Origin of the sequence: Nocardia sp. CY15 (assembly GCF_009829295.1) — a bacterium.
GTDB lineage: Bacteria > Actinomycetota > Actinomycetes > Mycobacteriales > Mycobacteriaceae > Nocardia > Nocardia sputi.
Window position 1 is genome coordinate 41,783 of sequence record NZ_VUOT01000038.1, and the last position, 14,010, is coordinate 55,792.

The 14,010-nt window shown below is 67.5% G+C and carries 12 protein-coding genes and 1 pseudogene; 10 read left to right on the forward strand and 3 right to left on the reverse strand.

The features are described from left to right. Positions 1 to 15 precede the first annotated feature (15 nt). Both GVY39_RS29090 and GVY39_RS29095 read left to right on the forward strand, forming a co-directional pair. Positions 16 to 429, forward strand: a complete 414-nt coding sequence (locus GVY39_RS29090; protein ID WP_159930112.1) for a hypothetical protein — start codon at positions 16 to 18, stop codon at positions 427 to 429. A gap of 112 nt (positions 430 to 541) precedes the next feature. After that, positions 542 to 1,267 (forward strand): NAD(P)-dependent oxidoreductase, encoded by a 726-nt coding sequence (locus GVY39_RS29095; RefSeq protein ID WP_201295386.1) that lies wholly within the window; start codon positions 542 to 544, stop codon positions 1,265 to 1,267. Here the strand turns inward: GVY39_RS29095 and GVY39_RS29100 are convergent. Then, entirely contained in the window at positions 1,245 to 2,003 is a 759-nt protein-coding gene (locus tag GVY39_RS29100) for a polyprenol monophosphomannose synthase (protein WP_159930113.1), read from the reverse strand. The genes GVY39_RS29095 and GVY39_RS29100 overlap by 23 nt on opposite strands. An 86-nt stretch (positions 2,004 to 2,089) precedes the next feature. Between GVY39_RS29100 and gmd the strand changes: the two genes are divergently transcribed. From gmd to GVY39_RS29140, 8 genes are all read left to right on the forward strand, one after another. Beyond that, positions 2,090 to 3,112: a GDP-mannose 4,6-dehydratase gene (gene gmd, locus GVY39_RS29105; RefSeq protein ID WP_159930114.1), complete on the forward strand. Its 1,023-nt coding sequence runs from the start codon at positions 2,090 to 2,092 to the stop codon at positions 3,110 to 3,112. Continuing rightward, positions 3,109 to 4,362 (forward strand): class I SAM-dependent methyltransferase, encoded by a 1,254-nt coding sequence (locus tag GVY39_RS29110; protein ID WP_201295387.1) that lies wholly within the window; start codon positions 3,109 to 3,111, stop codon positions 4,360 to 4,362. Before gmd ends, GVY39_RS29110 begins: the two co-directional genes overlap by 4 nt. A 1-nt stretch (position 4,363) precedes the next feature. After that, positions 4,364 to 5,317: a GDP-mannose 4,6-dehydratase gene (locus GVY39_RS29115; RefSeq protein WP_159930115.1), complete on the forward strand. Its 954-nt coding sequence runs from the start codon at positions 4,364 to 4,366 to the stop codon at positions 5,315 to 5,317. Beyond that, positions 5,314 to 6,498, forward strand: a complete 1,185-nt coding sequence (locus GVY39_RS29120; protein WP_159930116.1) for a class I SAM-dependent methyltransferase — start codon at positions 5,314 to 5,316, stop codon at positions 6,496 to 6,498. Before GVY39_RS29115 ends, GVY39_RS29120 begins: the two co-directional genes overlap by 4 nt. Positions 6,499 to 6,502: 4 nt before the next feature. Continuing rightward, a complete protein-coding gene (locus GVY39_RS29125) occupies positions 6,503 to 7,678 on the forward strand; it encodes a nucleotide disphospho-sugar-binding domain-containing protein (RefSeq protein WP_159930117.1) in 1,176 nt (391 codons plus the stop codon). A 25-nt stretch (positions 7,679 to 7,703) separates the two neighbouring features. Further along, the gene (locus GVY39_RS29130) at positions 7,704 to 9,269 is read left to right on the forward strand and encodes a glycosyltransferase family 87 protein (protein ID WP_159930118.1); all 1,566 of its coding nucleotides are present in this window, start codon (positions 7,704 to 7,706) and stop codon (positions 9,267 to 9,269) included. A 220-nt stretch (positions 9,270 to 9,489) separates the two neighbouring features. Then, positions 9,490 to 10,767: an NAD(P)/FAD-dependent oxidoreductase gene (locus GVY39_RS29135; RefSeq protein ID WP_159930119.1), complete on the forward strand. Its 1,278-nt coding sequence runs from the start codon at positions 9,490 to 9,492 to the stop codon at positions 10,765 to 10,767. A gap of 11 nt (positions 10,768 to 10,778) precedes the next feature. Continuing rightward, entirely contained in the window at positions 10,779 to 12,128 is a 1,350-nt protein-coding gene (locus GVY39_RS29140; RefSeq protein ID WP_159930120.1) for a cytochrome P450, read from the forward strand. A 299-nt stretch (positions 12,129 to 12,427) separates the two neighbouring features. Here the strand turns inward: GVY39_RS29140 and GVY39_RS34750 are convergent, their stop codons facing one another. Next, a complete protein-coding gene (locus GVY39_RS34750) occupies positions 12,428 to 13,873 on the reverse strand; it encodes a serine/threonine-protein kinase (RefSeq protein WP_159930121.1) in 1,446 nt (481 codons plus the stop codon). 18 nt (positions 13,874 to 13,891) lie between these two features. Continuing rightward, positions 13,892 to 14,010: pseudogene (locus GVY39_RS29150) on the reverse strand (IS5/IS1182 family transposase); the annotation flags it as partial.

Consider the following 14,010-nt stretch of genomic DNA (forward strand, 5'->3'; position numbering starts at 1 on the left):
TGAAGGGATGCAGTAATGAAGGTCGAAGTCCTCACCCCGTCGTGCAACCTCGACACCGTCCGTGACGGGCGCGGCGGCATTTTCACCTGGGTCCCGCCCGAACCCCTGCTGGAGTTCAACCTCATCTACATGCACCCCGGCAAGGTGCGCGGGCTGCACTACCACCCCCACTTCGTCGAGTATCTGCTGTTCGTCGAGGGCAACGGCGTGCTGGTGACCAAGGACGACCACGAGGATCCGGACTGCCCGGAGGAGTTCATCCACGTCTCCAAAGGCATCTGCACCCGAACCCCGATCGGGGTGATGCACACGGTGTACTCGATCACGCCGCTGACGTTCGTCGCGATGCTGACCAAGCCGTGGGACGAGTGCGATCCGCCGATCGTGCAGGTGGCGCCGCTGCCACACACGTTGGAAGGCAAGTCGTGAGCCGGCGGACCGAGAGGCGGGCAAACAGGCGCATTCGGATGCGCTCGCCGCGAGGTGCGGCGATTGCGGGGCGGCCACGAAGCGTGACCGCTCACGCCGGACGGGACACCGCATGAGCGGGGTGCGGGTGGCGGTGGTCGGCGCAGCCGGATACGTGGGTGCCGCGCTGGTCGAAGCGCTCGGCAGGCGCGGAGGTTTCGAGGTCGTGCCCGTGGTCCGCGCCGATCACGAGCCCCACCGCACGGCGGGTCGCTACGACGTGCTGATCAATGCCGCCTGCCCCTCGAAGAGGTTCTGGGCCGAGCACAATCCCGAAGCCGATCGTGCCGAGACGGTGGACAAGACGCGGCTACTGCGCCAGCGGTGGCGCTGGGACCGGTTCGTGCAGATCAGCAGCATTTCCGCGCGCACCCAGCTGGATACGGTGTACGGCCGTCATCGGGCCGAAGCCGAGCAACTGTGTTCGGGTGCGGACACTTTCGTCGTCCGCCTCGGTCCGATGTACGGCGGGGACTACCGCAAGGGCGTGCTGGCCGACATGGCCGCCGACCGTCCGGTGTTCGCCAGCGGCCGCTCGCGCCAGAGCTTCGCCCCCGTGGACTGGTGCGCCGACTGGATCGCCGGCCACCTCGAGGACACCGGGCTGCGGGAGGTCGGCGCGCGCACCACCGTGACGCTCGCCGAGGTGCGGGACGCGGTGGGCTCACGGTCGGAGTTCGCCAGAGATCATGTCGACGACCAGTTCCCGATCACCGCCCCCGCTGCCGACTGGCCGGAGGCGGCGGCGGTGATCGACTGGCTGGCCGGGCGGAGGGTCAGCGGTGCGCGGGCGAACTGATGCGATGCCTGCTGGGGCGCAGATACTTCTCCGCGCACAGCACCAGCAGGAAACGCACGCTGGTCGCGACGTCGCGGGTGCGCATCTTGGACGCGCCTGCCGTGCGGTTGAGAACGTGGATCGGTACCTGCTCGATCCGGTAGCCATTGGCGGCGAGAATGTAGAGACTTTCGAAGAAGAAGGAGTAACCGGTCGAACGAACCCGATCGAAAGCGGCAACCGGAACGGAGTCCAACCGGTAGTATCGGAACGCGCCGGTGGCATCGTATGGCATGCGCAGCAATGTCACGGTGAGGAAATGCCCGACCCGGGTGAGGACCTTGCGGAAGGGAGTCCAGTCGGCGAGGCTGTCCTCTCTCAGATAACGCGACCCGACCACGATGTCGAAACCGTCCGCTGCGGCGCGCAATGCCGGAAGATACGACGGCGGGTGCGCGAAATCGGAATCCATCGTGACGATGTGCCGATACCCCTGAGCGTAGGCCCAGCGGATACCGGCCTGGTGCGCGGAGCCGACGCCTTGGCGGCCGGCCCTGTGCAGCACATGGATTCGGGGCGAATGCTGTCGGGCCAGCTCATCGAGCAGGTCACCGGTGCCGTCGGGGGAGTTGTCGTCGACGAACAGGACATCGAAATCGGTGCCCTGTTCCAGGATCTGAGCCAGCAACGGGCCCACGTTGCGACGCTCGTTGTATGTCGGAATCATCACCAGAGTTTTTTCGGAGGCCGCGCTCATGCAATCGAATTCTAATACCGGCGGCGACCGAAAGATAGGTATTGCCCGCTGTTCGACGTCCCGTTAGTCTCGGGGTTGGAGGTTTGATGAGAAAGGCGCTGATAACCGGCATCACCGGCCAGGACGGGTCTTATCTGACAGAATTCCTGTTGCAGCAAGGATATGAGGTGCACGGGATTATCAGGCGTGCGTCGAATTTCAATACCGACCGCATAGACCACCTGTATTCCGATTCACATAGTCAACGCCGGTTGTTTCTGCACTACGGGGATCTGATGGACTCCAGCAGTCTCAACCGGATTCTGGAGGACGTGCGCCCGTCGGAGATCTACAACCTGGGCGCGCAATCGCACGTGCACATCTCGTTCCAGATCCCGGAGTTCACCGCCGAGACCAACGCGATCGGCACGCTGCGCATCCTTGACGCCATCCGCAAGACCGGCATAGCGACCCGGTTCTACCAGGCATCCTCCTCGGAACTCTACGGCGGCCTGCACGACGTGGCGCTCAGCGAGGAGACACCGTTCCATCCACGTTCGCCGTATGCCGTGGCGAAGCTGTACGCGTACTGGATCACGGTCAACCATCGCGAGGCCTATGGGATGTACACGGTCAACGGCACCTTGTTCAATCACGAATCACCGCGGCGCGGGGAGGTTTTCGTCACCCGGAAGGTGACACGGGGCGCGGTGCGCATCGCGCAGGGCAAGCAGGAGAAGCTCTTCATCGGCAATCTGGACGCCCGCCGGGACTGGGGCTACGCCAAGGAGTACGTCGAGGCGATGTGGCTGATGCTGCAACAGCCCGAACCCGACGATTACGTGATCGCGACCGGTGAGACGCACAGCGTGCGCGAGCTGTGCGAGACCGCGTTCTCCGCTACGGGCGTCGAGTTGATTTGGGAGGGAACCGGTTTGGAGGAAAGGGGCATCGATCGGCGCACCTCGCGGGTACTGGTGGAGGTCGATCCGACCTATTTCCGGCCCGCCGAGGTGCATTATCTCACCGGTGATCCGACCAAGGCGCGCCAGAAACTGGGCTGGCAACCGCGTACGAGTTTCACCGAACTGGTCGAGCTGATGGTCGCCCACGATATGGAGAACGCGTGACGCAAGCAGTGGCGGTGGAGTGCTGCCGGGTGTGCGGCAACACCCGGCTCGAAACGGTCGTCGACCTCGGCACCATGGCGTTGACCGGGGTGTTCCCGGCCACCGACCCGACCGGGGTGCCGCGCTACCCCCTGGAACTGGTGCGCTGCGTGCCCGCCGGCCCCGAGGAGTGCGGGTTGGTGCAGTTGCGCCACACGGCCGATTTCGACGAGATGTATTCCCCCGGTTACGGATACCGCTCCGGCCTGAACAAGTCCATGATCGATCACCTGGCCCACCGGGTGGCCAGGATCCGGCAGCGGGTGACGTTGTCGCCGCAGGACGTGGTGATTGACATCGGCAGCAACGACGCGACACTGCTGCGCGCCTACCCCGAAGGGTCGGCGACGATTCTGGGCATCGACCCGCTGGGAGAGAAGTTCCGCCGGTTCTATCCGCCGCACGTGCGGTTGGTGACCGGCTACTTCACCCCCGAGCTGGTCGCATCGGTGCTGGCGGGGCGACGGGCCAAGGTGATCACCTCGATCGCCATGTTCTACGACGTCCCCGACCCGTTGCGGTTCATGGGCGCGGTGTACGACAGCCTCACCGACGACGGCATCTGGGTGCTGGAACAGAGCTATCTGCCCGCGATGCTGGCCACCACCTCCTACGACACGATCTGCCACGAGCACCTGGAGTACTACACCCTCGACCAGATCGAATGGATGGCGCGGCGGTGCGGATTCGTGGTGCTCGAGGTGGAACGCAATACCGTCAACGGCGGCAGCTTCGCGCTGACGCTGGGTAAGCAGGGCGTGCCGTCGCCTGCCGACGCCGCCGCGCTGGAGCGGATGCGTCAGGAGGAGTCCGCGCTCGGCCTGCATACCGCGCAGCCGTACGCGGATTTCGCCAAGCGGGTCGACCAGCATCGCGAACAGGTCCGCGATTTCTTCGACCGCTCCCGCAAGGCCGGTCTGCGCACGCTCGGCTACGGCGCCTCCACCAAAGGCAACGTGGTGTTGCAGCATTGCGGGATCGGGCCGGAGGACATGGCGTGCATCGCGGAGGTGAACGACGACAAGTTCGGCAAATTCACCCCGGGTAGCGCGATTCCGATCGTGTCGGAAGCGCGGGCGCGTGAGCTGGCGCCCGACCAGTTCTTCGTGCTGCCCTGGCATTTCCGCGCCATGATGCTGGAGCGGGAGAGCGCTTTCCGCGCGGCGGGCGGACGGCTGGTGTTCCCGCTGCCGGAACTGGACGTGGTCTGAGATGACCGTCGTCGTCACGGGCGCGGCGGGGCAGGACGGCACACTGCTGTCGGACCTGCTCGCCGCGCGCGGTGAGCGAGTGCTGCGGATCGGCCGCGACGGCCCGGTCGACATCACCGACGCGGCCGCGGTGGAGCGGCTGATCGCGTCCGAACGCCCCGAACAGGTATACCTGCTGGCGGCGGTGCAGCACTCCTCGCAGGACGACCCGGGCGACCCACACGAGCTGGCCCGCGCCTCGCATCGGGTGAACACGCTTCCGGTGCAGCATTTCGCGGAGGCGATCGATCGTCACCGCACGGGCACCCGCCTGTTCTACGCGGCTTCTTCGCATGTCTTCGGCTCCGACGGCTCCGCGGTATGCGACGAGAACAGCGGGCTGCGACCGGACTCGATCTACGGGGTGACCAAAGCGGCGGGTCTGCTGGCCTGCCGCGCCTACCGCGCCCGCGGCGTCTTCGCGGCGGCGGGGATCATGTTCAACCACGAGTCACCCTTGCGGGCGGAGAAGTTCGTCACCCGCAAGATCGTGCGCGCCGTCGCGCGCATCCAGCGGGAGCAGACCGGCACGCTGGAGGTGGGCAGGTTGGACGCGGGCGCCGACTGGGGGTACGCGCCGGACTATGTCGAGGCGATGACCCGAATCCTGGCCCTCGACGAGCCCGACGACTTCGTCGTCGCCACCGGCGAACACCACACGGTCGCGCAGTTCTGCGCGGCGGCGTTCGGCTCGGCCGGACTGGACTGGAAAAACCATGTCCGCGAGCGCTCCTCGGTGCTCACCCGCAGCGGGCGGCCGCTGGTGGGTGACGCGACGAGGCTGCGGGAACGGACCGGATGGCGCCCTTCGGTGGACTTCCACGGCATGGTGCGGGCCATGCTCACCGCCGAGGGTGTGCGCCTGGCAGAGGAATCGAGGCCGGTGCGCACCGGCGGAACGGATTGGATGACGTGACCCTGAACGACGAGAATGTCCTTGCTGCCCAGTTGATCTCCGTCGCCGACGGGATCTACGAGGAAACCGCCGCGCGCCTCGGTGAGATCGGCACCGAGGCCGTCGCCGACGCGGTGCTGAAGGAGATCGCCTGGCGCGCGAGCCACGGCAGGCGGCCCGAGCAGCCGGTCACCGCGGTGTTCGAGCTGACCCACGACGGAAAGCAGCTGGACTACCTCGTGACATTCGGCGCCGAAGACCCCGCGGTCGGTCCCGGCACCCTGGAAGATCCGTGGCTGGTGGTGCGTCAGGATCTGGTGGAGCTGCTGCGCGCGGTCTACGGTCCGCCCGACGCCGCCCTGGCCACCCGCGCCATCGCGATCAAGGACGAACCGGGGCCGGGCAGTTTCGCCCCGGACGATCCGTGGCGACTGGCCCGCGACGCCGCCGCCGTCGCCGCCGACCGGATCGTGGCCGCATGCCGCCCGCACCATCACGACCTCGACGCGCTGTCACTGCACTTCGGTTCCGACAAGTGGGGCGGGCACTGGTACACCCAGCACTACGAGCGGCACTTCGCGCCGCTGCGCGACAGCCGGGTGCGGATTCTGGAACTGGGCATCGGCGGATACACCGCACCCGATGTGGGCGGAGCGTCGCTGCGGATGTGGAAGCAGTACTTCCGCCGCGGCCTGGTGTTCGGCCTGGACTACTTCGACAAGTCCGGCATCGCCGAACCACGCCTGCAACCACTGCGCGGCGACCAGGGCGACCCGGCGTTCCTCGACGAACTCGGCAGCTCGCTGGGCCCGTTCGACATCATCGTCGACGACGGCAGCCACATCAGCGGTGACGTGATCGCCTCGTTCCAGGCGCTGTTCACCCACCTGCGGCCCGGCGGGCTGTACGTGGTGGAGGACACCCAGACCTCCTACTGGTCGGGTTGGGGCGGGAGCAGCACCGCGACCGACGACCCGGCCACCACCATCGGCTATCTGAAAACCCTGGTGGACGCCCTGCATCACCAGGAATTCGAGAAGGAATCCGGCCGCGCGGCAGGCGCTTTCGACGACTGGATCGGGGCGCTGCACTTCTACCACAACATCGTGGTCATCGAAAAACGCCGCAATGCCGAGCAATCGGCTCCATCATGGGTGCCGCGGCACACCAATCCGATGGAGTGGATGAAGCCGAAGGAGTGATCGGATGAAGTTTCTCGTCGTGCCGGTGCCCTCGTCGGGCCACCTGCTCGCCATGGTGCCGTTCTGCTGGGCGCTGCGGCTGGCAGGCCATGAAGTATTGGTCGCCTCCCGCAACGACGTGACGGCGACGGCGCTGCGCTCGGGCCTCAACGCCGTCGAGTTGACCGCGCTGAACGTGCCGATGGACCAGCTGCGCACCCAGGTGCACCCGGGCATGTTCCCGTTACCGCTGTTCGCCGACCGCGATCAGTCCAGCGGGCAGGGTCTGTGGCAGGTCGCCGCACAGAACTGGCACAACCACGCCCGCCAGCACCTCGAGACGTTCGCCGCGGTGGCCACCGACTGGGGAGCGCAGGTGATCCTCACCGACCCGCTGGCCACCATCGGTCGCGCACTCGGCGCCGAACTGGATCTGCCGGTCCTGGTGCACCGGTGGGGTATCGACCCCACCGGCGGCCCGTTCACCGAACGCACCGCCGTGCTGGCCGAGGAGGCGGGCACCCGTTTGGCCGACCCGGTCGCCATCCTCGATATCTGCCCGCCGCGCCTGCAAGCGCCCGACGCCCCGCCGGGCACTCCGGTCGGCTACGTCCCGTTCAACGGCACCGGCGCGCTGCCGCCGTGGCACCGCAATGACGACGGCCGCAAGCGGATCGCGGTCTGTATGGGCGGCAGCACGCTCGGCCTGACCGGTCCGCGGCCACTGGAGTCGGTGCTGGCCGCGCTGAGCGGAATCGGCGACGCCGAGGTCGTGGTCGCGCTGTCCGCGTCCGACCGGGCTACGGTCGGCGAGCTGCCCGGCCACGTCCGGGTCGTGGAAGAGGTACCGCTCAACCTGTTCCTACCCGGCTGCGACCTGCTGGTGCATCATGGCGGCTCGACCACGGGTCTGACCGCGGGCTGGTTCGGTCTGCCGCAACTGGTGCTGCCGCAGATGTTCGATCAGTTCGACTACGCCCGGGGGTTGGTGCGCGCCGGCGTGGGCCTGGCCGCCGAGACGCCTGCCGGTCAGGGGGACATCGAAGCGCTGACCACCTCGGTCCGCGCCCTGTTGCAGGAATCGCGCTTCCGCGACGCCGCCGCGCGGATCGGCGCCGACCTGCGCGCCGCGCCCACACCGAACGACGTGGTGACACAGGTCGTTCCGCTGCTGGCCGAGCACGCCACAGCGACCAGATAGACCATCCGAAAGCCGTAGGTTGCAGATGATATCCAGTACATGGACCAGGTTCCGGGGTTCGCTCGACTACTACGCCGCGATGTACGCGGTGTTCGTCGTCGGCATCCTCGTCCCCGTGGTGATGATCGTGCTCGCGCTCACCGGCCTACCCGGCCCCGCGACCGCCGTACTCGGCATCGTCTGCGGCGCGGCGCTTTTCGTGCTGTTCGTGCCGACCGTGCCCACCGAGTGGCGAGAGGCGGTGCGGGGCAGACCGATCGTGGTCCGGGTCCTGTGGAGCGTGGTCATCCTGCTCGTCGTCGCGGTGCTGGCCCGGTTGACGCAGTTCATCCTCGACGCCGACAACGTCGATGCCTCCTTGTCGGCCGATGACGACTTCCTGGTGAAGAAGTCCCACTTGTCCGGCTACATCAGCGGCGCGCTGATGGCCGAGCACGAACCGGGCAGCCTCTACGACCGGCACCGCTACGCATCGCCGCAGGCGGATTCGGCGCTGCCCGCCGTGACCCCGCAGGACCGCGACGCCTACCTCTACCCGCCGCCGTTCCTGCTGCTGCCACGACTGCTGCTGCTGTTCAGCCACGACTTCGCCACGCTGCGGGCGCTGTGGTACTCGCTGTATGTCGCGATCGTGCTGGTGGCGATGTTCGCCATCGCCCGCTGGATCGGCGGCAGGCAGGGCGGGGTGCTGGCCGCGCTCACTCCGGTCGTATGGATCAGCCTGCCGACCCTGGCGACCCTGCAGATCGGCAACATCCACGTGTTGCTGTTGTATGTCGGCGGTGCGGGCGCGATGGTCCTGTTCCATCTGCGGCGCAATATCTTCGGCGGCGCGGCGCTGGCGTTGGCGATCATCGCCAAGGTGTCACCGGCGATTCTGCTGGTCTATCTGCTGGTCCAGCGGCGCTGGCGGCCCGCGATCTGGACCGCGGCGTTCTGCGGGTTCTACTCGCTTGCCACGCTGGCGATCTTCGGCCGGGAGCCGTGGCGGCAATTCCTGTCCGACGGCACCTGGCAGAGGCTGGCCAGCGGGGAGTTCCACCAGTTCGTACTCGTGGAACGAGCCAACCAGCTGGTCAACTATTCGCCGTTCGGGCTGCCTTACAAGGCGAACATCCTCGGTTGGGACATCGCCGATCCCACCGGGCCCGCGCGCGTGATCACCAACATCTACACGCTGCTGCTGCTGATCCTGGTGGCGGTCACCGCTGTCCGCATCCACCGGCGGTTGTCGGCGGGTGCGCAAGGCCCGCGGGTGCGCGCCGAGCAACTGGCCATCTGGCTGGCAGTGCTGACACTGGCCTCTTTCCGCGCCCCGTTCGGGCCGTGGGTGTACATCGCCGTCGGCGCGGTGTGGATGCTGGCGGTGTACGCCGGACTGCTGCGCGGCGGAAAACGCGCCGTCGCCCTGCTCACCCTGGCCTGGTTGATCGTCGCGGTCTACAACGAGAACGTCTACTTCACGCTGGTGGGTCAGACGGTCATCTACGTCGCCTGCTTCCTCGTGGCCTGGCGGGCGAGCGCGGGCACCGACCCGCAACCAGCCCCGCGGGAGGATGCCCCGCACACCGAACGGGTCGGCGCGGCATGAGCGGTCAGGCCTGGAGGTGGCAGCGCAGCGTGACCCCGCAAGGCCCCGCTCATGCCGACAGAAGACACAGCATGAGCGGTCAGGCCTGGAGGTGGCAGCGCAGCGTGACCCCGCAAGGCCCCGCTCATGCCGACAGAAGACACAGCATGAGCGGTCAGGCCTGGAGGTGGCAGCGCAGCGTGACCCCGCAAGGCCCCGCGTGTGCCGGAAAGGATGTGGCATGAGCACGTATTGCGTGATCGGCGCGGGTGCTGCCGGTTTGGCGACCGCGCGCGGGTTCGCCGCGCGCGGATTGGATTTCGAGGTGCTCGAGGCGGTCGGCGGAATCGGCGGGATCTGGGACGCACGGCGCCCGGACTCTCCGGTCAGCCGCAACACGCACGTGATCGCTTCCAAAAGTGTGCAGGCTTTTTCGGGTTTCCCGATGCCGGAGGACTATCCGGACTATCCCGGGCACGAACTCGTGCTGCGCTATCTGCACTCCTACGCCGACGCGTTCGACCTGTGGCCGCGGATCCAGTTGAACACCGCGGTCCAGCGCGTCGAGCCCGCCGACAGCGGCTGGACGGTGACGTTGTCCGACGGTACCGAGCGGCCATACGCGGGGGTCGTCATCGCGACGGGCCACGACCGCACCCCGCGACGCATCGAGATTCCCGGCTCGGGCACGGTGCCCGTGCTGCATTCGAGTGAGTACCGGCATCCCGAACAGGTGCTCGGCAAGCGGGTGCTGGTGATCGGCGCCGGGCAGTCGGCGGCGGACATACTGTCCGATTGCGCGGTCAATGCCGCGCTGACCTTGCACAGCAGCAGGCGCGGGTTCTATTGCATGCCGAAGTACATGCTGGGCCGCCCGACCGACAGCATGCTTCAGGGCCGGATGTGGCGGCCGCTGCGCAAGCGGGCCTTCGAGCGGCTGTTCTCGTATCTGCGCGGCCGCTCGCGCTCGTTCGGGTTACCGGTGCCCGATTTCGGCGAAGGCATCGTCATCCCGATGCTCGGCGACCAGTTGCACCATCACTACACCCACGGCGATATCACGCCCAAGCCGGACGTCGCCGCGATCGATGACGACCGGGTGACGTTCACCGACGGCACCGAGGAGAAGCTCGACCTGGTGGTCCTGGCCACCGGATTCGTTCCGAACTATCCCGTCGTCGACCGAGCCCATCTGAACTGGTCGGAGGGCGAGCTGCGACCGGGCTTGTATCTCAACATCTTCCCGCCGCACGCCCGCGACTTGTTCGTGGTCGGCATGGTGCGGCCGATCGGCTCGCACTGGGACGTCTACGAGAAACAAGCCGATCTGGTCGCGGAGTATCTGCGAGTCAAAGCGAGCGATCCCCGGCGGGTCGAGCGGTTCGACCGCGCCACTCAGGGCCGCCAGCCCGACCTGTACGCCGGGTTGCGGCTCTACCACGCCGACCAGTACCCGCTGGTGGTGGAGAAACAGGACTACGTGAACCAGCTGCGCAAGCACGCGAAGCTTTTGAAGTGAAAGGTCGGACCATGAAAGCACCCGGGCCAGGTCTGGTGGAGACCGGACGCATGCTGCCGAAACTCGCGAAGAACCCGCTGGCGACCGTGGGCGCGCTGCTGGACGGCTACGGCGACGTCGTGCGGGTCAAGGCGGGCCCGATGCTGGTCTACCTCGTCGCGGACCCGGCGCTGACCGAGTACGTGCTGAAGGACAATTACACCAACTACCGCAAGAGCCCGATCTACGACGAGTTCAGCATCCTGCTCGGCGACGGGCAGTTGACCACCAACAACCTGGAGTACTGGCGCAAACAGCGCAAGCTCATCTCGCCGGCGTTCTCCCATTCGCACGTCAAGGGCTTCGCCGACGACATCACCGACAGCGCCGCGGCGATGCTCGACAACTGGGACGCCGCGGCCGGGGAGTTCCGCGACATCTACGACGACTACGTCAAGCTGCTGCTCGCGGTGACCGGCCGGATCCTGTTCAGCATCGACCTGTCCACCGGCACCGCCCAGGTGACCGACGCGATGCGTGCGGCGTTCGCGCTCATCATGAAAAGGGTGAACGCGCCGGTGAAGCTGCCGCAGTCCTTCCCGACACCCGAGGCACGGCGGGTCGCGCGCAAGGTCGGCGAACTCGACGACGTGGTGCGGCAGCTCATCGAGGAACGCCGACGCGGCGGCGACACCACCGACGTACTGACCGCGCTGGTGCGCGCCCGCGACGAAGGCGGTCAGGGCATGCGGGAGGAGGATCTGCTCAACGAGATCAAGACCCTGCTGGTGGCCGGCCACGAGTCGCCGGCGAACGCCCTGTCGTGGGCGTGCTATCTGCTGGCCACGCATCCGGAGATCCAGGAGCGGTTGGCGCGGGAGGTGCGCGCCGTGCTCGGCGACCGCACCCCGGCCTTCGCGGATCTGGGGCAACTGAGCTACTGCCGCATGGTGATCGAGGAGACCATGCGGCTGTATCCGCCGGCGTGGATCGTCGAACGCACCCCGATCGCCGACGACGAGATCGGCGGCTACCACGTGCCCGCGGGCGCGCGAGTCACGTTGTGCATGTACTACATCCACCGCGACAAGCGCCTGTGGGACGATCCGGAGGAATTCCGCCCGGAGCGTTTCGCCGACACCGAGGTGGCCGAACGGCACAAGTTCGCGTTCTTCCCGTTCTCCGGCGGCCCGCGCGTCTGCCTGGGCAAGGACATGTCGATGACGGAGATGGTGCTGATCCTGGCGATGACGGTGCAGCGTTTCCGGCTGGAACTCGATGACGACCATCCGGTGGTGCCGCTGGCGTCGGTGAACCTGCGTCCGGAGTTCGGCATCCGCATCCGGCCGGTCCGCCGCGTCACCGAGCCGGTGGCGACCTGACGGTCCTGGCACCGGCGTCGACGCCGAGCACCGTGCTGCGCCCGCTCGCGGAGCCGGCGTCGCGGCGGACGGCGGTTTCTACAGCTCCGGTGCGCCGACGCCCGCGGAGGCGGCGGTGGCGCGCCACGCCTCGCGGGCGGTGAGGTATCGACGCACTCGCCCGGGTGCAAGCCTTCGGCCATCGAGCTGCCTGCTCGCGCGGCTTCCGCCGCGACGGGGGAATCATCTCTGGCCGAGGGAACAAGCGCACCGACGAGTCCCGGAGGCGGGTCACCAGGCAGCTGCCTCGGTCTTGCACCTCACCGGGTCCTGGATCGCTTGTAGGCGATCCACCGCTTGGTCGAGGGAGACACCGTGCACGCCAATCCTGTGAACGCCAACATCAGTATCGTGCCGGAGAACACCACCTCCCCAGGGCTGTTGCCCAGGCTGGCCCCTACCGCGATCACCCCGAGCAACGTGAGAATCCCGGTGCCCAGCGCCACAGCGATACGCCCGGCGCGCTTGCCCGCGAAAAGTGCGAGGGAACCGCCGATCAGCAGCAGCGACATCGTCGAAGAGGCCGCCACGGGCCCGACGAGATCAATGGCCGTAGTCCGCGGCGTTCGGCCGTGGCCGCCGCTGCGCCGGGTTGCCCACTCGGCCACCCCGAGCGCGACGAGCAGGGCCACGAGCACACCGAAACCGAGTCCGACGACGGCCCCGATCCTGGCGACGACCCCGGAGGGCCGCCGATCGCCGACGGGAGCGAGGGCCCGCGCGGCGGGGCCGAACTCCGCGCGCGGGATCGGGTCGGGAGGCTGGTGGAACTCGGACGGTCCGGAACGAGGCCACGGATCGACCGCCGCGGCCGGGTGAGCGGATCTCTGGTTGACCACGGTTCGCGCCGGTGCTGCCCACGCACCGGGATCTTCCCCGTGCAGCGCCGCCGCCGCGACCGTGGCGAAGTCGCCGCAGCTGGCGAATCGTTCGTCCCGGTGTTTGGCCATCGCGCGTGCGATGACGTCGTCGAGCCGCCGGGACAACCCGGGACGGATATCGCTCAGCCGCGGCACCGGCTTGGCCAGATGCCCTGCGACGATCTGACCGGGATTGGTCGCGGGATACGGCGGCTGTCCCGCCAGCAGGGTGTACAGGGTGCAGCCGAGGGAATACTGATCGGCGCGGTGATCGACCGGCTCACCGGAGAGTTGTTCTGGTGAGGCGTAGGCGAGGGTGGCGGTGAATGTGCCGGTGGCGGTCAGTTTCGTGTCGGCGTCGAGCAATCGCGCGATCCCGAAATCGGTCAGCAGGGCGCGGCTTTCGCGCCCGGCTTCCGGCTCGGCGATCAAGATATTGGCCGGTTTGATGTCGCGGTGCAGCACACCTCGGCTGTGGGCGTAGTCGAGCGCGTGGGCGGTATCGCGGATGATGCCGAGGATATGGTCCGGGCTCGCGGTGCGTGGATCGAGCCGGGCGGCGTCGGTGCCGCGGATGTACTGCATCGAGATCCACAGGTGCCCGTCGTGGGTGCCGCGATCGTAGACGCCGACGATGCCCGGATGGTCCAGGCGCGCGACGACATTGGCTTCTTGCTCGAACCGCCGCCGCAGCTCTCGGTCTTCGGACACCTCGCGATCGAGCAGTTTGAGCGCGACCAGTCGCGGCAGGCGCGGGTGCCGGGCCAGATAAACGGTGCCCATGCCGCCTTGCCCGAGTACGCCCTCCACCAGGTAGCCGGCGAACGACTCATGCTGCCTCAACACCTGTAGCCCCCTTACAGATCAGTTCAGAATGAGTTTTCGGAGGCAGATGACCGCGCAGGCGAGGGTGAGTAGGGCTTGGTGGATGTCGGCGCGGCGTTCGTAGCGGATGCGCAGACGCTTGAACGCATGTAGCCAGG